This is a genomic window from Helicobacter sp. NHP19-012 (assembly GCF_019703325.1).
GTDB classification, from domain to species: domain Bacteria; phylum Campylobacterota; class Campylobacteria; order Campylobacterales; family Helicobacteraceae; genus Helicobacter; species Helicobacter gastrofelis.
Genome location: NZ_AP024819.1, coordinates 1082919 through 1106746, shown reverse-complemented (window position 1 = coordinate 1106746; position 23828 = coordinate 1082919). Strand labels below are relative to the sequence as shown.

Annotated in this window: 30 protein-coding genes and 1 pseudogene; 19 read left to right on the top strand and 12 right to left on the bottom strand. The window is 46.1% G+C overall.

Annotated elements, in window-relative coordinates:
* Both K6J74_RS05660 and K6J74_RS08665 read left to right on the top strand, forming a co-directional pair.
* Positions 1-630, top strand: a complete 630-nt coding sequence (locus K6J74_RS05660; protein ID WP_221271307.1) for a bifunctional 4-hydroxy-2-oxoglutarate aldolase/2-dehydro-3-deoxy-phosphogluconate aldolase — start codon at positions 1-3, stop codon at positions 628-630.
* Positions 631-687: 57 nt separating this feature from the next.
* The gene (locus K6J74_RS08665) at positions 688-822 is read left to right on the top strand and encodes an HP0135 family lipoprotein (RefSeq protein ID WP_015107642.1); all 135 of its coding nucleotides are present in this window, start codon (positions 688-690) and stop codon (positions 820-822) included.
* Positions 823-1051: 229 nt separating this feature from the next.
* Here K6J74_RS08665 and K6J74_RS08660 read toward each other — a convergent pair whose 3' ends face one another.
* Positions 1052-1315, bottom strand: a complete 264-nt coding sequence (locus K6J74_RS08660) for a LysE family transporter (RefSeq protein ID WP_260321547.1) — start codon at positions 1313-1315, stop codon at positions 1052-1054.
* Positions 1316-1738: 423 nt separating this feature from the next.
* On the opposite strand from K6J74_RS08660, the gene K6J74_RS08655 reads away from it, so the two are divergent.
* The 5 genes from K6J74_RS08655 to K6J74_RS05635 all read left to right on the top strand — a co-directional run bounded on the left by K6J74_RS08655 (position 1739) and on the right by K6J74_RS05635 (position 5569).
* The gene (locus tag K6J74_RS08655) at positions 1739-1861 is read left to right on the top strand and encodes a hypothetical protein (RefSeq protein WP_260321546.1); all 123 of its coding nucleotides are present in this window, start codon (positions 1739-1741) and stop codon (positions 1859-1861) included.
* 292 nt (positions 1862-2153) lie between these two features.
* Positions 2154-2330 (top strand): hypothetical protein, encoded by a 177-nt coding sequence (locus K6J74_RS05650; protein ID WP_221271306.1) that lies wholly within the window; start codon positions 2154-2156, stop codon positions 2328-2330.
* A 918-nt stretch (positions 2331-3248) separates the two neighbouring features.
* Positions 3249-3464, top strand: a complete 216-nt coding sequence (locus K6J74_RS08650; protein ID WP_260321545.1) for a hypothetical protein — start codon at positions 3249-3251, stop codon at positions 3462-3464.
* Between the two features lie 563 nt (positions 3465-4027).
* Positions 4028-5302 carry a hypothetical protein gene (locus tag K6J74_RS05640; RefSeq protein ID WP_221271305.1) on the top strand — a complete coding sequence of 425 codons (1275 nt, stop codon included), beginning with the start codon at positions 4028-4030 and terminating at the stop codon, positions 5300-5302.
* Between the two features lie 99 nt (positions 5303-5401).
* Positions 5402-5569, top strand: a complete 168-nt coding sequence (locus K6J74_RS05635) for a hypothetical protein (RefSeq protein WP_221271304.1) — start codon at positions 5402-5404, stop codon at positions 5567-5569.
* Positions 5570-5640: 71 nt separating this feature from the next.
* Here K6J74_RS05635 and K6J74_RS05630 read toward each other — a convergent pair whose 3' ends face one another.
* Entirely contained in the window at positions 5641-6126 is a 486-nt protein-coding gene (locus tag K6J74_RS05630) for a tetratricopeptide repeat protein (protein WP_221271303.1), read from the bottom strand.
* A gap of 381 nt (positions 6127-6507) precedes the next feature.
* Between K6J74_RS05630 and K6J74_RS05625 the strand changes: the two genes are divergently transcribed.
* The 3 genes from K6J74_RS05625 to K6J74_RS05615 all read left to right on the top strand — a co-directional run bounded on the left by K6J74_RS05625 (position 6508) and on the right by K6J74_RS05615 (position 7755).
* Positions 6508-6906, top strand: a complete 399-nt coding sequence (locus K6J74_RS05625) for a hypothetical protein (protein ID WP_221271302.1) — start codon at positions 6508-6510, stop codon at positions 6904-6906.
* 173 nt (positions 6907-7079) lie between these two features.
* Positions 7080-7406: a hypothetical protein gene (locus tag K6J74_RS08915; protein ID WP_347709902.1), complete on the top strand. Its 327-nt coding sequence runs from the start codon at positions 7080-7082 to the stop codon at positions 7404-7406.
* The gene (locus K6J74_RS05615) at positions 7396-7755 is read left to right on the top strand and encodes a hypothetical protein (RefSeq protein WP_221271301.1); all 360 of its coding nucleotides are present in this window, start codon (positions 7396-7398) and stop codon (positions 7753-7755) included. The genes K6J74_RS08915 and K6J74_RS05615 overlap by 11 nt, the downstream gene beginning before the upstream one ends.
* Positions 7756-7769: 14 nt before the next feature.
* Here K6J74_RS05615 and K6J74_RS08645 read toward each other — a convergent pair.
* A pseudogene (locus K6J74_RS08645) lies at positions 7770-9056 on the bottom strand (RNA-guided endonuclease InsQ/TnpB family protein).
* Positions 9031-9681 carry an IS607 family transposase gene (locus K6J74_RS05600; protein ID WP_221271299.1) on the bottom strand — a complete coding sequence of 217 codons (651 nt, stop codon included), beginning with the start codon at positions 9679-9681 and terminating at the stop codon, positions 9031-9033. Before K6J74_RS05600 ends, K6J74_RS08645 begins: the two are co-directional and overlap by 26 nt.
* Positions 9682-9786: 105 nt before the next feature.
* On the opposite strand from K6J74_RS05600, the gene K6J74_RS08640 reads away from it, so the two are divergent.
* From K6J74_RS08640 to K6J74_RS05585, 5 genes are all read left to right on the top strand, one after another.
* Positions 9787-9918, top strand: a complete 132-nt coding sequence (locus K6J74_RS08640; RefSeq protein ID WP_260321544.1) for a hypothetical protein — start codon at positions 9787-9789, stop codon at positions 9916-9918.
* A complete protein-coding gene (locus K6J74_RS05595; RefSeq protein ID WP_221271298.1) occupies positions 9918-10178 on the top strand; it encodes a hypothetical protein in 261 nt (86 codons plus the stop codon). Before K6J74_RS08640 ends, K6J74_RS05595 begins: the two co-directional genes overlap by 1 nt.
* A gap of 8 nt (positions 10179-10186) precedes the next feature.
* The gene (locus tag K6J74_RS08635; RefSeq protein WP_260321543.1) at positions 10187-10309 is read left to right on the top strand and encodes a hypothetical protein; all 123 of its coding nucleotides are present in this window, start codon (positions 10187-10189) and stop codon (positions 10307-10309) included.
* Positions 10310-10573: 264 nt separating this feature from the next.
* Positions 10574-10723 carry a hypothetical protein gene (locus K6J74_RS05590; RefSeq protein ID WP_221271297.1) on the top strand — a complete coding sequence of 50 codons (150 nt, stop codon included), beginning with the start codon at positions 10574-10576 and terminating at the stop codon, positions 10721-10723.
* A 378-nt stretch (positions 10724-11101) separates the two neighbouring features.
* Complete coding sequence (locus K6J74_RS05585) at positions 11102-11266, top strand: hypothetical protein (RefSeq protein ID WP_221271296.1); 165 nt, start codon at positions 11102-11104, stop codon at positions 11264-11266.
* Here the strand turns inward: K6J74_RS05585 and K6J74_RS05580 are convergent.
* From K6J74_RS05580 to K6J74_RS05545, 8 genes are all read right to left on the bottom strand, one after another.
* Positions 11263-11637 carry a hypothetical protein gene (locus K6J74_RS05580; RefSeq protein ID WP_221271295.1) on the bottom strand — a complete coding sequence of 125 codons (375 nt, stop codon included), beginning with the start codon at positions 11635-11637 and terminating at the stop codon, positions 11263-11265. The genes K6J74_RS05585 and K6J74_RS05580 overlap by 4 nt on opposite strands.
* 56 nt (positions 11638-11693) lie before the next feature.
* Complete coding sequence (gene coaBC, locus K6J74_RS05575; RefSeq protein ID WP_221271294.1) at positions 11694-12923, bottom strand: bifunctional phosphopantothenoylcysteine decarboxylase/phosphopantothenate--cysteine ligase CoaBC; 1230 nt, start codon at positions 12921-12923, stop codon at positions 11694-11696.
* Positions 12913-13902, bottom strand: a complete 990-nt coding sequence (pseB, locus tag K6J74_RS05570; RefSeq protein WP_221271293.1) for a UDP-N-acetylglucosamine 4,6-dehydratase (inverting) — start codon at positions 13900-13902, stop codon at positions 12913-12915. Before pseB ends, coaBC begins: the two co-directional genes overlap by 11 nt.
* Positions 13903-13939: 37 nt before the next feature.
* Positions 13940-16285, bottom strand: coding sequence for a VirB4 family type IV secretion/conjugal transfer ATPase (locus K6J74_RS05565; protein WP_221271292.1), 2346 nt, complete (start codon positions 16283-16285; stop codon positions 13940-13942).
* A gap of 8 nt (positions 16286-16293) precedes the next feature.
* Complete coding sequence (locus tag K6J74_RS05560; RefSeq protein WP_221271291.1) at positions 16294-18360, bottom strand: polysaccharide lyase family 8 super-sandwich domain-containing protein; 2067 nt, start codon at positions 18358-18360, stop codon at positions 16294-16296.
* Between the two features lie 228 nt (positions 18361-18588).
* Positions 18589-19287 carry a flagellar hook-length control protein FliK gene (fliK, locus tag K6J74_RS05555; protein WP_221271290.1) on the bottom strand — a complete coding sequence of 233 codons (699 nt, stop codon included), beginning with the start codon at positions 19285-19287 and terminating at the stop codon, positions 18589-18591.
* A gap of 148 nt (positions 19288-19435) precedes the next feature.
* On the bottom strand, positions 19436-19873 hold the full coding sequence (locus tag K6J74_RS05550; RefSeq protein WP_221271289.1) for a hypothetical protein: 438 nt from the start codon (positions 19871-19873) through the stop codon (positions 19436-19438).
* An 8-nt stretch (positions 19874-19881) separates the two neighbouring features.
* Complete coding sequence (locus K6J74_RS05545) at positions 19882-20100, bottom strand: hypothetical protein (protein ID WP_221271288.1); 219 nt, start codon at positions 20098-20100, stop codon at positions 19882-19884.
* Between the two features lie 122 nt (positions 20101-20222).
* Here K6J74_RS05545 and K6J74_RS05540 point away from each other — a divergent pair, with 122 nt between their 5' ends.
* The 4 genes from K6J74_RS05540 to K6J74_RS05525 are packed head-to-tail and all read left to right on the top strand — an operon-like array spanning position 20223 to position 23743.
* Positions 20223-21362 carry a YbfB/YjiJ family MFS transporter gene (locus K6J74_RS05540; RefSeq protein WP_221271287.1) on the top strand — a complete coding sequence of 380 codons (1140 nt, stop codon included), beginning with the start codon at positions 20223-20225 and terminating at the stop codon, positions 21360-21362.
* 43 nt (positions 21363-21405) lie between these two features.
* Entirely contained in the window at positions 21406-22257 is an 852-nt protein-coding gene (gene accD / locus K6J74_RS05535; RefSeq protein WP_221271286.1) for an acetyl-CoA carboxylase, carboxyltransferase subunit beta, read from the top strand.
* Positions 22254-22697 carry a 23S rRNA (pseudouridine(1915)-N(3))-methyltransferase RlmH gene (locus tag K6J74_RS05530; protein WP_221271285.1) on the top strand — a complete coding sequence of 148 codons (444 nt, stop codon included), beginning with the start codon at positions 22254-22256 and terminating at the stop codon, positions 22695-22697. The genes accD and K6J74_RS05530 overlap by 4 nt, the downstream gene beginning before the upstream one ends.
* 17 nt (positions 22698-22714) lie before the next feature.
* A complete protein-coding gene (locus tag K6J74_RS05525) occupies positions 22715-23743 on the top strand; it encodes a hypothetical protein (protein WP_221271284.1) in 1029 nt (342 codons plus the stop codon).
* Positions 23744-23828: the final 85 nt, after the last annotated feature.

Genomic DNA, 23828 nt, shown 5'->3' with positions numbered 1-23828 from the left:
ATGCAAGCTTTTGACATTTTAAACGCTGGGCCTATCATCCCCGTGATGGTCGTTGAAGAGGCAAAAGATGCCGTGCCTTTAGCTAGAGCGTTGGTGCAGGGAGGGATTAAGGTGCTCGAGATCACTTTGCGCACCAAAGAAGCCCTAGAGGCGATTAACAACATTGCCCAAGAAGTGCCCGAGGCGATTGTGGGGGCGGGCACGGTGTTAAACCCCACGGACTTGAAGCGCGCAGAGCAAGCGGGAGCCAAGTTTGCCATAAGCCCCGGGCTCACCTTAGCCCTAGCCAACGCCTCTAAAGAGAGTCCAATCCCACTTGTCCCTGGGGTGGCCAGCGGCAGCGAGGTGATGTTGGCTTTAGAGCATGGCTTGAAACATTTAAAGTTTTTCCCCGCACAAGTGGCTGGGGGGGTGGCGATGTTAAAATCCTTTGCGGGCCCCTTTTTAGAGGCATTTTTCTGTCCCACGGGGGGGATTTCTTTAGAGAACATGGGCGATTACCTCAAGTTGCCTAATGTGCTCTGTGTGGGGGGTTCGTGGCTCGCCCCTAAAGAGTTGGTGCAGGCCAAAGAGTGGGCGAAAATCACGCAAATTGCGCAAAAAAGCGTGGCGGCGGCTAGGGGTATTTAGGGCTCTTTAACTTTTTGGGTTTATAATGAGCGTTTAAATTCTTTGAAAGGATTGCGGATGCGCGCATTGCTTTTGGTGGGGATTTTAGCTTTCTTATACACTGCTTGCAGCGAAACCAAACAACAAATCTTAGAGGATGAAAAAGATTACACCCCCTCAGAAAAAACCATTTGGCAACCCGAACAAAAATAACCCCCTAGAGCCATGCCTTCTTTAAAGCCATGCTTTAATGTGGTGGGCTAAGATGTAAATGACAAAGACGCCGAAGAACAAGGTACAGAGGTGATCGGCGGTCTTGTAGTGCTTGGCATAGAAAATGCTGCAAAAGTAGAGCATGGCTTTAGGGTTTAGGACATTGGTGAGAAACCCGCTTAAAAAGGTCTACCTGGTGCTCGCGGACTTGAACTTGATGGGCGAGGCTTTAGGCACAAAAAGCCAAGTAGAGCAGATAACACGCCCCCGAGAGGACTAAAAGCGTTTGCAGCAGTGGGAAAGCGGCAAACAAACCTTTTAAGCCGAATAAAGATAGCACAATCCACACAAAATTGTCCGGCACCACGCCCAAGACCGCCTTAAAAGCGTGTGCGGAGCGGGTTTTTAGGGCGTAGGAACTGATAAGCAAAAAGTCCGGACCCGGGGTGAGCAGTGCTAAAAGGTGGACACCTAAAACCAACCACGAACCCACATAGACCTTTATTTTTTACTAAATCATAGCATTTTGTGCACTTGTAAAACCTTTATGCTTTAGCAATGCATTTAAATGTTTTCTCAATACAGGGCATAGGTAGAACATTGTAAGCTGACTAAAAGTTCTAAATAAGTTTCTAACTCTCAAAAAGCATATTCAGCAATTTTTGGTTGATAAAGAGTCTGTGTTTTTCTAGGGACTTAACAAAGGTTTCAAGTTATGCAGATGAGACAAAGCTCCCCAAGAATCCCACAAGCCTAGACAAGCACGCCAAACTTTACAATCTACACCTCAACCTGCTCCCCAACAACAACCATCGCAACAATACCCAACAACCCCAAAACCCAAACCCAAATCAGTAAAAAGCAACTCACACACACCCCTACTTATTTTTTCAACTCTAAAACATAGGAGGCATTTATGCGGGACATATCAGGTATCACAATCCTACCAAGAGAAAACCCCGTCCAAGAACACCACAACAACAGCTCCATTGCCCCATTTATCTTTTATCTAAATAACACCGCATGGGTAGAGGCGTAGAGATTGATAAAAATGCCAAGAGGCGGTAGCTTTACGAGAACAATGGACGAGCGAGACAATTAAGAATCACGACAAACACACGGGACAAAAGTTTCAATCAAAAAGTTTTCTCAAAAGCGCAGTCATTAATCTCAAACCCACGCACACTATGTAAGACTTAGAACGGGTAACCAAACACCTTGAGACAGATACGGGTTACGGTACTATCAAATCAATCCATAGAGATGAGGGGTTTGTTGATGAAAATGGAATTGCCCGTATCAATCACTACGCCCACTTAAAGCTTTTTACCTTGTATAAAACAACTGACAGAAACAACGGGCGCAAAATCAATTACGGTAAATTCATCATTATGCAAACCGAAATAGCCAACATCTCGCAAATGCAATGGGGCAGACCTACCAAAGAAACCGGACCCAAACACATCACCCATAAACAGTACCGGGCCATCGCCAAAGAGACTAGATAAAAAGTGATGACGGACGCATAAGAACAGCAGCACAACATCTTAAAGACCTAAACCAAACCCACGCCCAAGAGGTGCAGAACTTAAAAAAGATAACAAACAAAAATTACAGAACGAGCGTGAGCGAACAGAGAAAGCAACCGAAACTATTGGCAATTTTGAGAGGCATAGATACGAACTTATAGATATGGATATGAGCTTATTAAAGAGTAGGGGGATAAATTTGCGGCACAAGATGAGGAAATGCAACAATTTCATAGCATTGTCAAAAGTGGTGTTTATGAAAGTGATATTGTGGGATTGAGTAATCAAGACCAATATGAACACCACTAAGTAAGTTGGCATCTTATCCTCTTGTTTAAATATATTAATACTTTGATAGTAAAACTATCAAAACACAATCCTTTTAATAAAACTTATTAACCCATATCAAACGGGCAATGAAATATTAATTATTATGTTTAATACAATATTTATTGTTTAAAAACACAGCTTGACAAACGGGCTTTCATCTTACATGTAAAAATTCCTACCTCCGTTTTCTCTTGTTGGGGTGTTTTTATGAGAAAAAAGTAACTATATTGTGTTTGTTAGAGGTAATAACGGCAAAAATGGAGCTTGATTTTTTATGAATTAATCTGCTTAAAAGCTAGGGATGATGAAATAAAACACATTAATAAAATCTTACTAGACCAAAGAAAGCCTTTAAGCCTAGCACTAAAAGTAAGAACCTACTCGAACGCTGCAAACTAGTCAGTCTCAAAAAATATAGTCAGATTCAAAGACAATAAAAGACAAGAAGTAGAAAGCCTAAGCAAGGCACAAAAGATACACTGTAGCAAAACAAATGGCAAACCAATCCCAAGAGGCTAAGGATGTAGACAAAGATGAAACAGAATGAAAGATAGGAGGAGACACGCGATGGATGAAGTATTCGACAAGCGGAACACGCAAAAGAAAAAACTTGATAAAAACCCACCGCACAAGGTGGTGGCTGGTAATATCTACTGGCTATGCATCGGGCAAAATATCGGACATGAGGTCTATGGCAAGTCTGCAAACTTCACACGCCCCGTGTTGGTCATTAAACTTTTATCTAACAAGCTATTTCTAGGCGTGCCTCTTATACACTTTTAAAGACAACAACACAGAGCAGGTTGCTCTATTGCACCAAATTAGAGTCTTTGACACAAAACGCAGACGGACTAAAGTCGCCCAAGTGAGCGGTGCAACACTAAAGAATATCAAGGATGAGATTAAAAGTGCAGTCATTGATTGATATTCTCTGCAACTAGGACAGGGCAACTTGCTGACGGTAGCAAGCTCTGGTCTCTAGCAAAAACTAGAGATATGGATCGTTCTATCACATATAGGCATTAAAAGTCCACAATCTACTGCAATGGAATTTTTATGCCGTGTATGTAATTTATCAAGATGCTAGAGATGAGATAGGTAGAGACCATTATAAAGTGGTGTCTTGCATTAAATAATTCGAGCAATCGAGCAATAAATACAACTTTAAATAATATTTAATATATTTAATGGTTTTTTAAATATTCATTATATGTGTTTTACATGTTATTTTGGAAGACGATTTGGAGGAGATTAACGAGAATTTGCTAGAATCCGGGGTTATCGCAGTAAATCCCTCTAGAAAACTTCAAAAAGCTAGTGGGTTATACTTTTTGTAAAGGGTTGTTGTGGAGAAAATTATGTGGCATCAAGAGCAAAAACAAACATTTCAAGGGCTGCTGCAAGAATTTGTAACTTTGATAGATGAGGCAGTGGAGGAATGGGAGACAAAAGGAAAAACTCCAGCTCCAACAGCTCCAAAGGGTGCATGCAGCGCACTTCAAAGAAGAATAAATACTTTTTTAGAAAGATGGGGCTATGTATGTGTCATAAGCCCGGGATTTGGAAACCTAGCTAATGAGCCTGCAATTGCCTTTTTTAGACAAAATATCTTAGGAAAGAGTTTTGTTAACTCTGAAAAAGCGACTCCCCGAAAGGGTTTTTATATCTGGTTCACATACTTCCGCAAAAAACAACCCAAAATATTCGACCTCTATATAGGTCGATCTACAGAAACCTTAGAAGAATGTAGGAAGTGCGCTGCCTTTCTAAAATTGTTTGACAGCGAAGGTTACTTGCTTTATGGCTATGTAAACCGCAATTTAAACACCCTTACAAAAGAAATCGCAGATTACTTTTTGAATTTAGTGGCTGTATTCAACACGATTCCACAAGATGATTTTAGGGTTACAAGTCGTCCTAAAATTGCCCTAGAAGAGATGACAAATGAAGAAGTGCTACCACTAGCACCACCGGTTGAAAATATGCATGTGGCAAAAGAACATACACACGCAAAACAACAAGCATCTTCTACGCTAAAAATTTATGGAAGATATGAAAATTACAAAGAAAGCGATCTACACTCTCTCTTAACTTGTTTTGCATTTCACAAAATGGGCCTATATACCAAGACTATTTATGATAGGAGGAGTCTAAAAGGTCTAAAGGGCGAAAATGAAGGGCTACACCCGGATATGGTTGGCGTATTTCTTGACAGAAACATGATTGGTGTATCTTTTGAGCGCAAAAGTTTTAACGTAAATTCTGAAGCCTTAGAGGATGTTTTAAAAAGCCTTGATAAGCTACCCATCAGGATAGTCTCTTTTGAACTCAAAAAAGAAATCAAACTTAGTAATTGCGATGAGTACTATAAGCAAGCCATTGGTAACAGCTCTTGGGCACATGAAGGCTATTTAGTAACCGGAAGAATTGATCTAAATGATACAAAGTTAATAGACTTACTTGAACTCCAAAATTCTAGCCACGGGATTGGGGTTATATTGCTTAACATGCAAGACATTAATAACAGCAAGGTACTTTTTAAAGCCAAAACTAAAGAATTAAATGACAAGATGTGTACAAAGTTACACCGTATAAATCCAGATTTTAGGGATTTTTTTTAAGGCAGTCAAAACCTTAATACAAAATCCAGATTCTCCTGATTGGAGTATTTTTGATCCAATACCAATAATAGAAAAAGACAAGAATTAAAGAGCTACACTTTGCTCGAGTTTTTAGGACTTTTGAGAGGGCAAGTTAGGATGGGCGTTTTAGCCTCAAAACTGCCCGATGGCTACTTTAGCCTGTGCCTCAAAGCCCTAGCTTGTGACTCTGAACCCCTATTACACTTACGCAAAAAAATCAGTCAAGAGCTGCTAGGGCGGTTGTGAGTTTGCAAATGGCCCAAAGGGGAAGAGCAAACTACTCAAAGGGCTACAAGTAAAGAGCCCGAAGGGGCTATTTACTCCCACTCTCCACAAGCCTTTTTAAGATATTCAAATGCCTTGAGGGGGTCGGGCGTTACACCCAAGCCCTTGTCATAGATTTTGCTTAACCTACGCAAAGCCTCATCGTAACAAGGCTCTTCGCAATCCGCCCCGTTGGCGACTAATGTGTAATACTCTAGAGCTTTGGTGTAGTCTTGCTTAACCACCTCACCGCCATCAAAATACAACTCGGCTAAATTAAAGTAGGCGTAGTAATTCTTATCATCATCTACCTCTATTGCCTTTTGGAAGTATTCTAGGGCTTTTCTCTCATCTTTAACGCACCCACTGCCCGTAACATACCTTTCTGCCACATAGCCATAAAGGCGCGTGTTGCCTAGCTCTATGGCTTTTAAACACCACTCTAAAATTTGGGTCTTGTCATGCGCCCAGCCCATAGACACTAGGCGATCATAAGCCTCTGCCCCAAAGACTTCTTCAGCAAGAGCAAGTGATGGCAAACAAGCTTTTTATCGCGCTGCTGGTGTGTTGTGTCGCCTTGGTCTTTGTGGCTGGGTATATGGTTTTTAATGCCTTTGAGGGAGTGGAGTGATTAATGTTGTTTTTATCTAGGAGCAGATACAATAGCCCCCGTGGTGAAGCCCGCCTTAACGGCGAGCCCCCCTTTCGGGTTAGTGTAATGGAGTGGCTAAAACCATTAACACCACAAAGGCTACGAATAGTTTCATACCGGTTCTCCTTTCTAAGGAGACACCCACTTCTTTCCTCGCGCCTGAAACAAAGTTACACACTTTGCCATACGCCAAATAGCCAAAAAGAAAACCGGCACAATATCCGCTCAAAACACAAGGGTGCCCTAAAACCTGCCTTTAAGGTCTCTTGTGTTTAGCATCGACACCAAGAGTATTGGCATTGCCCTAGCTTTAGCGGTGCTCTTAGGCGCGCTTGGCACTTGTGGCTGGTATCTTAAAAAGCTCTTGGTGGAGCGTGAAACCTGCAAAGCCTCCATTGAGGCACAAAACAAAGCCATTTTAGAGCAAAACCTCGCCACAGAAACCTACATTGAGAACTTGGAAAAGAGCAAGGAAGCCATTGCCCAAAAATACAAGCTTGCAAGCCAACACGCCAAAGCTTTAGAGCACACACAGCACACACACCACGCCTTTACACCACACCCCACACACCCCACAGCCCCTACACAAGCGCATGCGTGCGCCCAACAAAAGCAAGAGTTAGAGCAAATCCAAAGAGATTTGAATGTGTTTAGAGGAGGGCGTTAATGTTTTTTTTAGACTTTGCAGGATACAATAATCCCCGTGGCGGGAACACGCCCCTAAAGGGCGCGTCCCCCTTTCTGCTTAGTGTAATGGTGAGGCTAACACCATCAACACCACGAGGATTATCAGCAATCTCATGTCGGTTCTCCTTTCTAAGGAGAAACCCGCTTCTTTCCTTGCCCCTGAAACAAGATAAAAAACCTTGCCATACGCCAAATAGCCAAAAAAAGAACCGCCATGGCATCCACTCCAAGTATAACATAAAAGCCTCCATTGCCTTTTTAGGGTTCTTATTTTGTGGCTGTATGCGCGTCTACAAACCCGTGTATATCCCCGTCAAATGCAACATCCCCAAATTAGAGCGCCCGCCACTTTCTAGCCCCTCTTTGAGTGCCAATGTCCAAGCCTTGATGATCTACACCGAGCTCTTAGAGCAGGATTTAAATTTTTGCCGCAATGGGGCAGCGCCCCAAACCCAAACAAAGGAGTCTTATGGCAAATAGCAAATACGGCATCAATATAGAATTTAAAAATTTAGCCCCACAGCCCGTTAAAATCAACAATTCTAAGCCCATTGCTCTTATTGGAGATGATACAGAGCTTAGAGGCGTGCATGTGGCAAACAATTTAGAGAAGGCGTTGAGTCTTGTCAAAGAGGGCAGCATTTTAGAAGCCCTAAAGGACATTGAGGCTACGGGGCTTGAGAGCCAATTTATCCTAAGCGCGTTTGAAAAACCCCACGAGCACAGCGAGGAACACCCCGCCCTAGAGGCGATTAACGTGCTTAAAAAGGTCGAACAAGAACATAAAATCCGCCCTAAATTCTTTCTAGCCGTTCTTACAAACCTATAAAACCGCATAAAATCCTATAAAATCCTATCAATAGAAAAAAATTTTAAAGATTGCGGTTTTTGTTGTATTCCTGTTTCAACCATGCTAGTTACTAGCTGATTCTTTGACAAATCAACCAATAGAGCCGTCATGTCCGCAGGCGTGAATTCAGTGGGAACTCCACTTACTAAATGCCTCACTAGATTGACACTTGCGTTAAAATCTCTATCGACCACAACACCGCAAACACCGCACTTATAAACTCTATCGTTTAGTGTTAAGTCCGCCTTTTTATTGCCACAGCTAGAGCAGGTTTTAGAGCTCGGGTAAAAGGCATCGGCTCTTAAAATTTTCCGCCCATAATACTTTGCCTTATACTCTAAGAGCGTGTTAAAGGCGGAGATGCTGACATCGCTCAAAGCTTTAGCTAGTTTAGAGTTTTTAAGCATATTTTTGACTTTTAAACTCTCTAAACAAAGGGTTTTAGCGTGCCGCACTAGGGCGGTGCTCAGTTTGTGTAAAAGTTATTACGGGTGTTGGCTATACGGGTATGCAATCGATTCAGCCGCAAGCTGGCTTTAAGAAAATTAGCGGACTTCTTAATCCCGTCATTCTTGGTTTTCGAATGCCGTTTTTTGCTAAGTTGTCTGCTAAGTCTTTTGAGCCGTCTTGCGAGCCTATTTAAGGGCTTGGGGGCGAAAATCTGTAAGCCATTAGATAGACTAGCAAAAGCCTTTATTCCTGTGTCAATACCTAGAGTGTGGTTGTTTGCTATGGGCTTATGGGTGCGGTGAAACTCCTCTTGTGTGGTGTCTGTTTGGATTGAAACATAGAATTTATTGCCTCTTTGCGTGATGGTCGCCCCATTAACTTTACCTTTAAAGCGTAGTTTTTCAGTCATTTTAATCTTAGGCAAGTTAGGGATTTTGAGATAATCCTTTTGTCGCCTTGAATGATTTTTACTTGGTCGCCCCCAATATAAAAGCTCCCTTGATATTCCCTTTTGCGTTTAAAGCGAGGGTAACTCACCTTGCCTAACTTTAAATCTTTAAAGAATTTTTGAAATGCTAGGTTTAAATGTGTAAAGGGGCGCGCTGTGGCGTATTTCGTAACTTCATAGACAAAGGGAAACTTCTCTTTTTGCAAGCGTTAAACTCTTTCTTTAGGGCAAAGTGGTTAGATTTTATGCCATTTTCGTAGTTTTCTCTCCACTTGGCTAGTCCCCAATTATAGGCTAATCTAGCACAGCCAAAGGCTTTTTTAAAGTGGGTCTGTGTCTTATTGTTGGGCGTTAATTCAATCTTGTGGGTCAGCTGTAACATTGTTTTCTACCACTTCTTGCATTTGCTCTAAAAGCTGCTTGTTTTTCTTTGAACGAGCACCATAAAGTCTAGCTGAGAATACTGTGATAATTTCCAACACATTTTTGGCTAACTCTTCTTCGAAACGGACATTTTCATCGCCTTGATTAATGATAATTACCTCCACGCCTTTAGCCTCGCAAATGGCAAACACTAGCTCCGCTCCAAAACGCAATAAGCGGTCTTTATGGGTCAAAACAAGCCTTTTTACTTGGCTCTCTAGGATAAGGTTAAGAAGTTTAGTTAATCCCTTTTTGTAGTAATTCATCCCAGAGCCTAAGTCCTGTATCACTTCGTAATTAAAGCCCAGTTTCGAACAATACAGCTCCAAAACCTGCACTTGGCGGATTAAATCCTCTTTTTGGTCGGCACTAGAAACACGGGCATAGGCGATGGTCTTGCGGTTATCGTTATGAAAAACAATGTTTTTGTTGATATTTTTAAGGCTCTCTAGCTTGTATCTCCGCTCCCCACCTTTTGTGTAATTGTCGGGTTTTAGTAAGCCTCTTTTCTCCCAGTTTCTCAAAGTTTGGATACTGACACCTAAAATTTTGCTTGCTTGACCTATTGATAGTAAATTATTCATGCCAACATGGTAGCACCGATAAACTTAGAAATATATAAAAAATTTATAGAGAATTATAGGATTTTATAGGGTTTATCTTGCTGTTTCTAGCCCTAAAAACAGAGCTTGAAACCATCACCACGCACAGAGGTTGCCCTGTATGCGCACTGGCAAACAGAGGAAGTGCAGTTTTTAGTGCAATTCATTAGAAAATCTTTAGAAACCATCGCCCACACAGACGGCAAAAAGGAGAGCTAATGCCCTTAAAACCGATACAACTTAATAAGCAAGAATTTCAGTTTAGAGACGGGCAAAAGGTGGAGATTTATGAGCCCACGCTTTACCAAATCCAAAAAGCCATGAAAGCAGGCGATGATGTGGCGCAGATCAAAAGCCTTTTGCTGGATTGCTCTGTGGGCGAATTGGACGAGCCCTTTTTAAACGCCTTGCCCTTAGAGGAGTTTGAGAAATTAGCCCAAGTGGTGGCAAAGTTTCGAGGCGTGGATGAAAAAAACTAAGAGAGGGCGTGGCACTGCTTGGCTACGCCCTGCATTTTTCTTACACAGAGAGCCTACACATGCAACTTAGCGAGTTTGTGGCTTATACACAGATTGCTAAGGACATATTGGAAAAAACGCATGGGCTGTAGGTTAAGTTTTGGTTTAGCTAGACTGGATACTATAGTGCTGTGGTGGGGACGCGCCCCAAAAGAGCGCGCCCCCGTTTCTCAGTATAGCGGCGTGGCTAGCACCGCAAATACCACAAGCACTATAAAGAACTTCATGGTGGTCTTCCTTTCCGGAGTGCCACCCACTGCAACCCCCGACCCTCAAAAGATGATACGCCAAATTTGTAGCCAAAAAGGCGACCGCCATGGTATCCGTGCGCCTATTCTAACACAAAGACCCCCCCAATGCAGACTGAGCTATCTGTAAGAATACGCCCACAATTAGACACCTTTAGAGCGAGCATGCGGGGCGCACGGCGCGCTCTCTCTGCTGAAACCTCTAATGGGGTGTTAGAGGGCGTGCAAGCCTCTATGCGTAACTTGACCCGCCAATAAGCGAGATTGGCAAATTCTTACGCAAGGATTCAAAGCCCACGTACAATTTAAGGAGATTTTAATAAATTTTGGGGCGCACTGTGGCCAACAGCACGGGCGTGAATCGAGACGAGTAGATCGCCAAAGAGATGATCTTACTCACGCTTTGTAAAATCTACGATGAGCGTTTTACTTTAATGTTGTAGATCTCTTCGTGCGCATTGATGGTCCTAAGGCGGATGATGTGCCATTATTGATGGTTTCCTCGTCAAACTCCCTAGGACTGCGTAAAAACACACAATAATCCTTATATTTCACTCATAAAATAGCGGCATTTAAACCTGTTTAACAATCTATGTAGCCCACACCCATCTACTATTTGGTGTAAGGGGGTTTTAGATGTCTTTAGAGTTAGAAGCCTATGTTAAAGACTATAAAATTTTCTTGGATGTGCGTCAAATCTTCAATACGAACTACAAGGATTTTTGCTTAAAAGTCGCTCCACTTTTGCACTGCAATGGGTGTAAAATCTACACCTCCGCCCTATGTGCCCAAGAAGCTTAGGAGATGTTAGACGGGCTAGCCACAGCAGGCACGCCCCCATCCTCAATCAAAAAATACGCATCCACATCCACAAGCCGACCAAACCACCTAATGAACTTCAGCGGGGGCCTTTTATTGTTTTTCAAGTGGTTTAGATAGAGCAGAAACGCCGATTCGCTAAGACCTAAAGCGATCGCCATCTCCTGCCAAGTGCCAAAGCAAAAATGCGGGCGCAACTTCTCCACAAAGCCCAAGAACGCCGCACAAAAGCCCTCACTATCCTCTGCAACCCTCTCGTCCAATGGAGGCGGGGGCTGGGGCAGTGTCCTTTTGTCTTGGGCGGCAAGTTTGAGATAAATCAGCTTAAAGGGCGCACCAGCTAAAGCGGACAAAAAAGACTCCCCTCAAAGAGCCTACGCCTCAAAATAAAGTGTCGTTTAAACAATGACTACCCCATGTTTTCAATAAACCCCAACACCTCGAGGCTCACTTGGAGTTTATGCCCCTTGTGGGTGGTGTAGGTGGTGTGGGGGGTTAAGAGTGTGAGCTGGTTAGTGCTTGCGCCTAGCGCGCTTGTGTTATTCAGGCACACGAGCTTACAGCCCTTGCCCTGTGGTGTGGGCTCTAAAAGTTTCTTGGCATTTTCTAGGGCGTGTTTAGGGTCGCTCTCGGCTTTAAAGCCCACTTTGTAAAAGCCCTCCACTGACTGCAAAATATCCACATTTTGCACGCACTCTATGCTCCAAAAGGGCCCCAAATCCTGCTTTTTAAGTTTGCCCTTATAGGGGTGCTTGGGTTTGTAATCGCTGATGGCAGCGAGCATGAATAAAAAGGGGGGATTTTCGTGGTTTTCGTGCGCTTTTAAAGCCTCTAAATAATCTTGTGCGCTTTGCACCTGCACGCGCTCTATGCCACTGGGCAACTCTAAAGCGTTTTTGCTAGAGATCAAGACCACTTGCGCCCCTTTAAGCCACAACGCTAATGCCAAAAAATGCGCCTGCAAGCCGCTAGAAAAATTAGAAATGCAACGCACCGAGTCGATTGCCTCAATGCTCCCCCCCCCTGTAATCACCGTCTTTTTACCCGTCCAAAAGCCGTTAGACAAGAGTTTACGACTACAAATACTGGCAATTTCGCCCACCTCTGCCATTGCCCCCACGCCTACGGCATTGCACGCCAAAAGTCCGTCTATGGGGGCAACCACCTCATAGCCCAAAGCCTTGAGGTGTCTTAAGTTGTGCTGGGTTTGCTTGGCTAAGAACATTTGCGTGTTCATGGCTGGGGCTAGGATTTTGGGCGCATTGCTGGCTAAAAAGGTCGCTGTCAGGGCATTGTCGGCAAGCCCATTTGCTAATTTAGCTAGGGTGTTTGCACTGGCCGGGGCGACTAGGATAAGGTCGGCACTCTTGGCGTAGCTAATGTGGTTCGCGCAATCTTTATCTAGCAGAGCCCACTCTTCGTTATTATCCGTGAGTACCTTAAAATGGCTCAACGCTTCAAAGCTCAAAGGCTGCACGAATTTACACGCCCCCCTACTCATCACAACTCTAACGCTTGCCCCCATTTTTTTGAAAAGGCGCACTAACTCTAGGGCTTTGTAGGTAGCGATCGAGCCGCTCACTAAGAGTAAAATATTTTTGCCCTCCAAAAGGGGGATTTGGCTTAAGCTAGATTGCATGCATCATCTTTAAGAGCTCGTTAGGGGTGAGCCTTTGGGGGTTGTCCTTGCTATTGTAGCTAAAGCCCTCGGGTGTGGGCGTGCCGCACTCGCCTAGTAGAGTCTTGGTGTAGTTGATCGGGGTTTGGAAAGTGATGGTGGGTTCTAAGATATAAAAACTCTCAAATTCTAGGGCTTTGTCATCGGCACTAATCATCACCTCGTGGAGTTTCTCGCCGGGGCGAATACCTATAGTTTTTAGGGGGATATTAGGGGCTAGGGCTTTGGCTAAATCCACAATCTCCATGCTAGGGATTTTAGGCACAAAAATCTCCCCCCCGTGCATGCGCTCCAAACTCTTAAGCACAAACGCCACGCCCTTTTCTAAAGTGATCCAAAAGCGCGTCATGCGGGTGTCTGTAATGGGGATGAAGGGGGCGTTTTTGGCGGCTAAATCTTTAAAGAAGGGCACGACACTGCCCCTAGAGCCGACCACATTGCCATAACGCACCACGCTGAATTTCGTGGGGGATTTGCCTTTCATGTTGTTGGCACTGGTGAAGAGTTTATCGCTGCATAACTTGGTCGCTCCATAAAGATTAATGGGGTTGCTCGCCTTGTCGGTGCTAAGGGCAATGACATAGCTTACTTGCGCTTGCAAGCACGCCTCTATGACGGCACTCGCCCCTAGAATGTTCGTTTTAATACACTCTAGGGGATTATACTCGGCAGTGGGGACTTGTTTAAGGGCGGCGGCGTGGATACAAATATCCACCCCCTGCAGGGCACTAAAAAGCCGCTCTTTGTCCCGCACATCGCCGATAAAATAACGCATGCTCGGGCTGTTGTAGGTCTGCGCCATCTCCCATTGTTTCAGCTCATCGCGGCTATAGACAATGATTTTTTTAGGCTGGTGCTGTTCTAGTAAAATTTGGACGCATTTTTTGCCAAAACTGCCCGTCCCGCCCGTGATTAAAATGCTCTTGTTTGAAAGTTGCACGCTAAAATCCTTTGCAAAATGCCTATTTTAGCAACTTTTAGCCCTCTTGCAACAAGACTTCCCGCCAAGTCTCAGGGTAAGCCTGCATGAGGGCTTGCAGCCGTTTGACATGGGCGGCGTTGGAGTTGAAAATGCGTAAATGCGTTCCTAAGTCTTGTAAGTCTACATGGATGATGTTTGAGCTGCCCTCTGCCATGTTTTTCACCAAAACTTGCTTGGCGGTTAGGGGGGTGTTTTCTAAAAAGTGCGCTTCCATGTAGCTTAGCTGGATGCCTAAATCCTTGCTAAGTAAGGTGCTGTCTATGTGCTTTTGGGGATAAAAAATCAAAGTTCCCATGTTTTTAACGAAACTTGCCGCCTCGGGAATGCTAGCAAGCTGGTTTGTATCTTGCAAGGCGAGCACCACGACCCCATTCGCCTTTCTAGCTTGCGTGATTAAGGTGTTGATGTGGGTGTTTAGGGTTTCATTTTGTGCATAGCTTTTAAACTCGTCCACAAAAAGCAAAAAGCCTTCTTGTTTTTCTAGGGCACGGTGTAAAATCTTATAAAAAATGTAATACGCCAAAAGCCCCAAATCTTTAGGGTTGGCACTGATCGCATCCATGTTTATGGCAGCAAGCGGAGTGTCAAACTCTAGGCTGTCTTCTAGGGCATTGAAGAGGGGGTTTTGCAGGTAAGACTCAAGGCTTAGGTGCAAATTAGGGGCGTTGGTGATGGCTTCTTTGAGATCTTGCAGATTAAAGCTCTTTTGCGGCAGGGTGGCGTGTAGGCTCTTTAGGGCTTTTAAAAGGGCGTGGCTGGCGTGGATGTCTTCTTTATTTTGTGGGTGGGCACTCAAATGACATAGGCTAGAGTAAAAGCTGTGTAAAAAGTCTTGGTTACTGGGCGTGAGCTCTAAAGTTAGGGGGTTGATTTTAAAATCCTTGCCAGAGTTATACACCCCACCAAAGTAATTTATACACGAAAACAGCCCATAGGCACGATCTAAAGCCAAAATGTTGAGCTTGTCGTATTTGAGCGCATTTGCCATTAAAAAGCCCATTAAGGTGGTCTTGCCCGCCCCTGTTGCCCCGATGATCATCGTGTGCCCGTTGGTGCGTGGGCTATTGGGGTTTGGGTCGCTCTCTTGGTTGTGGAAGTTGAAGAGATAGGGGGAATGGTCTAAATTCTTAAACACGCTTAAGGGCTGGTTGCCCCAAGGGTTGCTTTTAAAGCCGCAATTTGGTTTTTCAAAGAGCATGAGCGTGGCTAGGGCTTGTGCGCTTTGGCAGCGCAGGCGGGGGTTTAAATGCAAACGCCCGGGAAATAGAGAGAAAAAGGCCGGTCTTAGCCCCAAAGTCTCCACCACCCCCACCAAGTGGGCGTTAGCAAGCACGCTTAAAACTTCCTTGGTGTGGGCGTTGAGGCTTTGTAAATCGGGGGCTTTGAGAATGATATTTAAGGCGGCTTTTTGCAAGCGTAGGCGTTTGGCTTGGATCTGCTCGTAATAGCTTTGCAACTCTTGGCGCACAAGGCGGGCGAAACTTAGGCGGATTTTCTCTTGCACGAAGGCTAGGGCGGCTTGGGTGCTTAAGGGCTCCAAGCTTAAAAACACTTCGCATGCGAGCTCTTGATGCAACAAAGAGAGCAGGGCGAGCGAGCTTAGAGTCTTGCTCGCATAGGCTTTCACGCCCAAAATGCGGTTGTAGGTCGTGTGGGTGGCGTGCTCTTGGATGTAGTGGTCTTTGTTAAAATGGATGTTCGTGGCGATGTAGCTGTCTTCTAAAAAGCCTAGGGTGGGGTTTAACTTTGTGGGGTGTCCGTTGATGAAGGAGGCATAAAAGTTTAGAACTTCCTTTGCGCTTAGGGGGGTGGGCTTGAAGGCACTTAGGGCGTGCGCCATTTGCTCCATGCTCGCGCTTAAGTGCTGGGCTAGGTGTTGGTGCGTTTTGTGGTCTGTTATGAGTTCTAGTTTTTTCTGCTCTAAAAAGTCCTTTAGGGGGCTTTGCGTGGTTTCAAAAATGAGCGTGTAGGTGTTCTCGTATAAGTCTTTGGGCTGGGACAAATCAAGTAGGGCTTGCACTTGGGGGTTTTGCGGCTTACTTGGGGGCTCTAGCTGGATTTTGGCGCGCTTGGTGTGGATACGCAGCACCACGCCCTCGAGTTGCTCTAGGGCGTTTTGCTTGCTAGAGAAGTGGGTTTGCAAATCCTCTTGCAAGAGGGCGTTTACGCTCAAACCCTCAATGTTTAAGAGCCCCACAAGCTGCTCGCTCTTGGTGAGCAAAAAGCGTTCGTTGTAAAGCCCGAGAATGTTGTTCTCTTCTGCCATGGAGTGGGTTTTTGGCAACGCACCGGCCAAGAGATCTAGGGCTTTATGCCGCCAAAACTCTAAGCCAAATTTCAAAGAAAACCCTAGAGCGTTGCTAAATCCACGGCTAAAGTCGCCCCAAGTGAGGGCAAGGTTAGGCTCAAGTGCGTACTACCGCCTTTGATTTTGAGGCGCGCTTTTGCATTGGGTGCGGCGAGTTTGTAGCGCCCTTTTAAAATGATGGTCGTTTCTTGCAGGGTTTGCGTGGGGTCGGCAATGCTCAAGGCTAATCCATGAGGGCGTTGCACCTGCAAGAGCGAGAGGGGGTCTTTAAGCTTTAAACCCTGCAGTTTTTGCCACCCGGGGGCGTATTTATTGATGGCTAAGAGGTGTTTAGAGACCACAAACACGGCGTGCAAGGCGGGGGTTTGGGCGAGGATTTGCAAGTCCTCTAGGGGGTAGTTTTGCACTTCTTTGGGGCTAAAGTTTGGCAAAATCACGTAGGCGTAGCGGGCTTTTAGGGGGTGTAGGATTTGCATCTCTAAAAAGGGGGCGGATAAAGTCTTGTAACTCTTGCCCCCGATGGCTTTGTAATTGCCGCTCCTAGCGACTTCTTGTAATTTAGTGTTTTCATCCTCTAAGAGTATGTAGCCTATGTTGGTGTGGGCGTTGGTGTTGGTGAAGTTGATGAAATCGCCCCTATGCACTAGGGTGGCTTGCTGGCTAAAGGGGGCGTTGTTGATGAACACTTGTGTATCCGGGCTTAGTTTGCGGTTGTCTAAAATGGTGGTGGTGGGCTTGTCGCCTACAATGCTGCCCAGTGCCACCACCTCATCGCCCAAAAAGAGATAGGACTTTTGCGCCCGAAACTCCGGCTTTTGTAAATCAAGCCCCACAAAGCCAACACGCCCATTACTCGCCCCCCCCGCAAAGTCGTTCAAGCCCAAAGAACCCCTATGCCACACCACCACCTCCTGGTTTTGCACCTCTGTGGTGCCGGGCAACTTTGTGGAATCCACCAGTGGCCAAAAATCCACAAATGCCCTAGGACTGCCATAGATATAAGTCATGCCATCGGAGGTGTCAAAGCCCTTTAAATTCTCCCCGTTCATGGTTTCATAGTCTAGGATACGGCTAGAGTGCATGGCAAGCACCACCCGCCCGCCATGTGCCCCGATTTGTGCCGCGCGGTCCATCGCCCCAAAGACATGCACGGGGGGTAAGTGGGCTGTGTCGCCTTTGAGTAAAGGCTGTAGGATAGGGCTATCTAGCGTGGCTAGAGCTTTTAAAAGGGCTTTGCCCCGTGCGAAGTCGCTCTCTTTATCCCGACTGATGCTGCGCCCACACACCGAGGCGTTTAACCCGCCCTGGATGAGTAAATAGGGGTAGCCTTGCAAAACGCTGGCATACAAGATAGGGTCTATGAGGTTGTGCGCTAGGGGGGTGTTGCCTAAAGTCGCTTTAAATTGCGCCAAACCCTTTAAAAGCACCACGCCATAAGAGCCATTAGAGGGCACATGCTCGTGCTGGATAAACGAGCCGTCCGCGTAAAAACCATTGCCGCTTGTTACGATCTTTGACGCGCTTTTGACGGCTTCTAGGGCTTGTAACACCTCCCTTTCATTGCGCTTTAATATCCCCCTGGCGAGGCTGATGAACGCCGTATCCACCCGATTAGCCCCCTGACTCTCGCGCGATTCGGGGTTCGTGCTCGCCCTTGCCCCTGCGCTTAAGCCCGAATATTTGGGGTTGGGTTGGTAGTATTCTTGGGCTTGTAAGAGGGTGGCTTGTAGGCTTTTTGGCAAGAAGGGGGCGAGGGCTAAAATCGCATTGAGGGCTTTGGGGATGCCAATTTCATAGGGCCACCAATTCCCCCGCTCTAGCCCCCCCACGCCGTAATACTGGCTAAAGTCTTGCAGGGCATTGATGATCTCTGCCTTGTTTAAGGGGGCGTTGCTCGTGGCGTGGGCTTTAAGCTGCTCTACAATCGCCCTTAGCTGGTGCAAGAGGTCCTTGCCGCTGGGCTCAAAGGGCAGGGGCTGAAGGCGTGCTGTTTTCAAGGGTGCATTGCCCTCTAAAAGCGTGTGTGTGTAATTGACCTTTAACTTGGTAAAGTCTAGCGGCGTGGCTTGCAAAAGGGATAAACAAAGCAAAAAAGGGGTTAGTTTCATCATCATCCTTAACCATTTAGACTAGGATACAATGAAAACCCCACAATATAGCCACAATGTAGCAAAAACCCATAGAATCCTATCAAACCCACGCCACTAAGACGCCCGATTTTTATGTGAAACAAGAGAGGAAGTGTAAAAACTTAGGGCTAAAAGCAAACAACACAAATACCCTTTAAAGGGCGTTAGGCGTAATCGGGCAGAGTTGAATTATGCACAAAGGAGGCTTTAGAAATGGGAGTGGGAACAGTTTGAGAAGAGGTGTTTTGTGCCTGGGATTGGGGGTGGTTGGGGTTTGGGGGTTTGCACTTGGGGGTGAGGGGGCTGTTGTTGGCCTTGTTGTTGGGGGTTGTGCTGTTGTTGGTTGAAGTTGTGGTTACCCCCGCCTTGATACGCGGTGTTTTCGCTGTTTGTGGCACTAAAGCGCAAATCTATATTGTTAAAGCCCATTTGGGAGAGATGTTGGCGCAACTCGCTTTGGTGCGCCACAAGTAGGGCACTGACCGGTGCGCTGGAGGCTAGGCTCACTTGCAAATTTTGCCCCACTTGTTGGATCACCACCTCTACCTTGCCAAGCTTATCGGGGTTGAGCTCCATAGACAACTTCGTAATAGGAGGCTTGAAGTCTAGTAATTCTTGGCGTAAATTTGTGGCTAAATTTCTAATCGTCTCTTTGATTTGGGGGGTTTCTAGGGTGCTTTTTTGCTCTGTGTGGGCGGTGTGGGCGGTGTGCGTGGGGCTTTCTATGGCGCTCGTGCGGGTGTCCTCTTCTTTGCTAGCAACAATGGGTTTAGCCGGGCCTTGTAAGGGTATGCGGTTAGGGTCAAAGGAGAGGGGGATGAAGGTTGGTTTTGGCTTGAGCGGGCCGTCAAAGGCTTCTTGAAACGCCTGCTTGATTTCTCTGTCGTTGTCGTGGCTGTCCTTCACATGGGGCAGGGGATTGGGCTTGTTTAAGAGTTGATTTAAAGGCGTTTTTGTGTTGGCATTTAGGGGGAGCTCTTTAGCGTTGGCGTGGGCAAGTTTAGTACTACTTGCCTTGTGCTCTGTGGGGAGGGTGGTGGGGGTTTGGGGTTTTTTAAGGCGAGCAGGTCAGCGGTGGACATTTTAGCGGGGGTTGTGCGCCTTGTGGGGTTGGTGTCGCGCCCTTAGCCGTATCCACGCCCTGTGGCAACTTGTCTAGATTGGGTGCGCCCGGCGTGGCCTTAGCGGCTAGATCTGTTGCCTTTGCATTTGCACCCTTAGGGGCGATCTGTGCACCCTTGGCTAGGTCGGTGGGTTTGCCCGCTTTGCTCTCGTGTTGGAGTTTGCTTAGGTTTAACGCCTTTGCATTCTCTAGGTTTTTAATGTCGCTTAATTTCGCGCTTTGGGGGGTGTTTTTAGCCCCCTTTGCCCCCTTTAATGCCATGGCTTGGCTAAAGGGGTCTTGCTTGTTTTTGGAGTGTTGCAGCTTCGCCTCTTCTTTTGCCTGCGCCTTTAATCCCTTTTCCTGCTTGGGGGTGAGTTTTTTATCCATCAGCTGGGCTAGGGGGCTGTTTGGGGCGATGTGGGGGGATTTTTAGAGTGATCTGCTCCTTTTTCTTCTTTTTTAGCTTTAGCGTCCTTGCTGTTTAAATGGGCTCTCTTTTGGTCTAATAAGGCTTTGAACGCCTCCTTGTCTTCTTTAGGCGTGTGCTTCTTGGTGTGGGCTTTGGGGTTGCCCTTGGCATCCAATGCCTCTAAGCCTTTAATGTGGGTCGCCACAAGCGTCCTTTGCAATGGTTTATCAAACCAAGTCAAGCAAATTCAGTTCCCCTAGTTTTAAGACAAGATTGTTAATTTTGGGCTAATATGGTTTTTTTCAACACGGAGCGTTTTGTATGTTTATGCGTCTTTTTGTGTGCTTTTTGGCGACTTTCATGGCTAATGGCGTGGCGCGGTTTGGGTATGTGGTGTTGATCCCGCTGCTCATTTTATCGGGCAAGCTCACAGAAAACCAAAGCATACAGCTTGCCATTGCCGTGATGGTGGGCTATGTCTTTGGGAGCGCAGCCCTAAGCTCTTTGCAAAAGCGCATGTCTTTAGAGGGCATTGCCAAAATCAGCTTTTTAGTCATTGCCCTAAGCTTTTTTGCCTGCTATTTGGATCGCCTACCCTTTGCGTGGGCATGGATTTGGCGTTTTTTAGCTGGCGTGGCGGCCTCTTGTTTAATGGTGCTCTCTGCCCCGCTGTGTCTAAGCCTTGTGAAAGAGCAGCACCGCTCCTATGCGAGCGGGTTTATTTTTAGCGGGATTGGGGTGGGGGTGGTGTGCAGTGGGTTTATTCTGCCCCATTTTGCAAGCGACATTGACATGGCGTGGATTTTCCTAGGGGCGGTGGGTTTGGTGGCGTTTCTCTTATCTTGCGTATTTTTAAAAACCCTGCACCCACCCAAAAACAGCACCCACAAAGAAGCCCCCTTTAAAATCTCCACCTTTTTTGCCCTGCTCTTGGTGTCGGTGGTGCTTAACGCCATTGGCTACTTGCCACACACGCTCTTTTGGGTGGATTATTTGGTGCGTTCACTGCACTTTAGCAAGGCGGTGGCGGGGGCTTCTTGGGCGTTCTTTGGCTTTGGGGCGGCAAGTGGGACGATTTTAAGCGCCACTTTGGCTAAGACGCTAGGGCTGAAAAACGCCTCTAGCATTGTGATTTTAATGAAAAGCATCTCTTGCGTGATTGCGATGTACAGCACCGACATAACATGGCTCAATCTGTCTATCTTTTTAATGGGCTTTGGGACCACGGGCAATTTAACGATCACAAGCACGATGGCATACCATATCATGGGGCGAGAGCACTTTGTGCAAGCCTCAAGCCTTGTAACCCTCGCCTTTGGGATTTTTCAAGCGGTGTTTTCCTTTGTTTTCACTTGGGCGTTGGGGCACTTTAGCTTCTATGAAATGTTTCTTGTCAGCGGCGTGGCGCTGTTTTTAGCCTTTGTCGTGTTGTTGCCTGTGCCTAAAAGCACTTTTAAAAATAATTAAGCCATGCTAGAATAGGGGTTATTTGTTTTTGCAAGGATGAGTGATGGGTTTTGCGGATTTCTTAAAAAATCTTAAGAAAACAAGGGTGCAATCGAGCGAACAGGACATGCCAAGCCATTGGATCAAATGCCCTAAGTGCGCCGCTTTGATGTATTACAAAGAGGTCTTTGCCAAAAACCATGTGTGCCTCAAGTGCCACTACCACTTTAGAATAGGGGCAAGCGAGAGGCTCGCTTTCTTGTGCGATGAGAACACCTTTACAGAATACGACAACGAGCTGCGCCCCGTGGATCCCTTAAACTTCGTGGATAAAGAGAGCTACAAACAGCGCATTAAAAAATACGAAGCCAAGACCGGCCGCCCAAGCTCGGTGATCAGTGGGGAGGGGCAAATCAATGGCATTGCTTTGCAAATCGTGGTGTTTGACTTCGCCTTCATGGGCGGCTCTTTAGGCTCAGTGGAGGGGGAGAAAATCGTGCGCGCGATCAATCGGGCGGTGGAAAAAGAGCAGGCGTTGTTGATTGTGTCTGCAAGTGGGGGAGCACGGATGCAAGAATCCACCTATTCGCTCATGCAAATGGCAAAGACAAGCGCGGCTTTAAATCGGCTCACAGAGGCGAAGTTGCCCTTTATCTCACTGCTTACAGATCCCACCTTTGGGGGGGTGAGTGCGTCTTTTGCGTTCTTGGGAGATTTGATCATCGCTGAGCCGGGGGCGATGGTGGGCTTTGCGGGCGCTCGGGTGATTAAGCAAACCATCGGTGCAGAGTTGCCAGCAGGGTTTCAAAGCGCAGAGTTTTTGCTAGAACATGGCTTGATCGATATGATCGTGCAGCGCAAGGATTTAAAAAAGACCTTGAGCGACCTAGTGGGGATGCTCACAGAAAACAGATGACTTGCAGCATTTACGCCATTTCTAAAAAAACCCCCGAGTTTGCCCCCTTGTTGGCGCAACAACAACGAGCATGCCAGCAATTTAAAGCCACGCTTGAGATTGTAGACATTGCGCCCAAAGCCTCAAACAACAGCACAGAGGCGCAAAAGTCTTACACCAAAGCCCTAAGCCCTTATTTAAAGCCAGGTGCCCCCGCCTACGCCTTGCACCCGACCGGTAGGCTCATAAGTAGCCAAGAGTTTAGTCAAATGCTAAGCGCCCACGCCCACATACAATTTTTCATTGCAGGGGCTTATGGCTTTGCTAAAGAGTTTTTAAAACGATGCACCCCCTTATCGCTAAGCCCGCTCACCTTTAGCCACGCCTTAGCCAAGCTCATTTTATGTGAACAGATTTTTAGAGGTTTAAGTCTTTTAAACAACCACCCTTACCACAAATAGGTTACTATGGAGGCACTATGAGATTACGCTATTATGGCTCTTTTACATTGCTGTTTATGATTGTCGTGGGTTGGTATGTCTACAACACTGACCCGCAAAAACTCCCCGTGAATGTCGCAAACCACACCCTAAACTTACCCATTGCCCTTTGGATCGTGGGTGTGGTGTTGTTATTTTTTATCTTCACTTTGCTGTTTATATTGAGTGGGAGCATCGCAAACTTGTGGCAACGCTACAAGCAAAAGCGCGACTTTGAGAAACTCACCGAGCAAATCGTGAGCCAAAACACGAAGGAACACTTTATCCTAGAGAAATACCACAACCCACACTTTGCCACCCTCTCTAAAATCCTAGCCCGTTTTAAACTAGAAGCGGATTTAAACAGCCAAGAGAGCGGGTGTGAGAAAGTGGATCAGCTCTTTAGTTTGTATGCACGGGTGTCGCAAGCTGAGGATGTAAAGTGGCGCAAGTATAACTTAGACCCGAGTAACCCCTTTTATATCCAAAACCTGCAAAATAAAATCCACCACGACCTCAAACAAGCCCAACAAATCCTTAAAAAAGAGGGCTACAGCCCTGCCCTAAAACGCCAAGCCTTGATCGACTTGATCCAAAGGGGTTCGTTTAAAGAAATCCCCAAAGCTTTAAAGGGGGCTAGCGAGCTCTTAGATAAGTCCGTGCTAGAGGTGTTATTGCGGGCGTTTTGGGATAAGAGAGTGGGCATGGAATTGGCTGAAATTGGCAATTTATGCGTGCAAATAGGGTGTAACAAACAAGAGTATTTGCAAATGGCTGTGGATGCCAAGACCTTTTTATCCCCCGATGATTGGTATAAATTCTTTGAACTCTTAGCCACAGAGGACGAGCAAGCCGAAAAGGCGTTCTTGTATGTGCTCTTAGATTTGGAGATGATCGAACAAGCCAGAGATCGCCTAAGCACCCACCCCCAAGACGAGTTTTTAATCATTAAAGCCTATCTAGAGCTCAAAAAATCCGACAAAAACTACCCGTTGAATATTTTCTTTGGGCTCAAATCGAAGATTTGAGCTAGAGCTAAAGGCTTAATGTGGTTGGGGTCGCTGTGGGTGTGCTCGATCAACAAGGGCTAGAAATGGCGATTACGCCACATAT

Coding starts and splice junctions, on each gene's coding strand:
- K6J74_RS05660 (WP_221271307.1), top strand. CDS start 1: ATGCAAGCTTTTGACATTTTAAACGCTGGGCCTATCATCCCCGTGATG.
- K6J74_RS08665 (WP_015107642.1), top strand. CDS start 688: ATGCGCGCATTGCTTTTGGTGGGGATTTTAGCTTTCTTATACACTGCT.
- K6J74_RS08655 (WP_260321546.1), top strand. CDS start 1,739: ATGCGGGACATATCAGGTATCACAATCCTACCAAGAGAAAACCCCGTC.
- K6J74_RS08650 (WP_260321545.1), top strand. CDS start 3,249: ATGGATGAAGTATTCGACAAGCGGAACACGCAAAAGAAAAAACTTGAT.
- K6J74_RS05615 (WP_221271301.1), top strand. CDS start 7,396: ATGGCAAATAGCAAATACGGCATCAATATAGAATTTAAAAATTTAGCC.
- K6J74_RS05600 (WP_221271299.1), bottom strand. CDS start 9,681: ATGAATAATTTACTATCAATAGGTCAAGCAAGCAAAATTTTAGGTGTC.
- K6J74_RS05595 (WP_221271298.1), top strand. CDS start 9,918: ATGCCCTTAAAACCGATACAACTTAATAAGCAAGAATTTCAGTTTAGA.
- K6J74_RS05590 (WP_221271297.1), top strand. CDS start 10,574: ATGCAGACTGAGCTATCTGTAAGAATACGCCCACAATTAGACACCTTT.
- K6J74_RS05585 (WP_221271296.1), top strand. CDS start 11,102: ATGTCTTTAGAGTTAGAAGCCTATGTTAAAGACTATAAAATTTTCTTG.
- coaBC (WP_221271294.1), bottom strand. CDS start 12,923: ATGCAATCTAGCTTAAGCCAAATCCCCCTTTTGGAGGGCAAAAATATT.
- K6J74_RS05560 (WP_221271291.1), bottom strand. CDS start 18,360: ATGAAACTAACCCCTTTTTTGCTTTGTTTATCCCTTTTGCAAGCCACG.
- K6J74_RS05550 (WP_221271289.1), bottom strand. CDS start 19,873: ATGGATAAAAAACTCACCCCCAAGCAGGAAAAGGGATTAAAGGCGCAG.
- K6J74_RS05540 (WP_221271287.1), top strand. CDS start 20,223: ATGCGTCTTTTTGTGTGCTTTTTGGCGACTTTCATGGCTAATGGCGTG.
- accD (WP_221271286.1), top strand. CDS start 21,406: ATGGGTTTTGCGGATTTCTTAAAAAATCTTAAGAAAACAAGGGTGCAA.
- K6J74_RS05530 (WP_221271285.1), top strand. CDS start 22,254: ATGACTTGCAGCATTTACGCCATTTCTAAAAAAACCCCCGAGTTTGCC.
- K6J74_RS05525 (WP_221271284.1), top strand. CDS start 22,715: ATGAGATTACGCTATTATGGCTCTTTTACATTGCTGTTTATGATTGTC.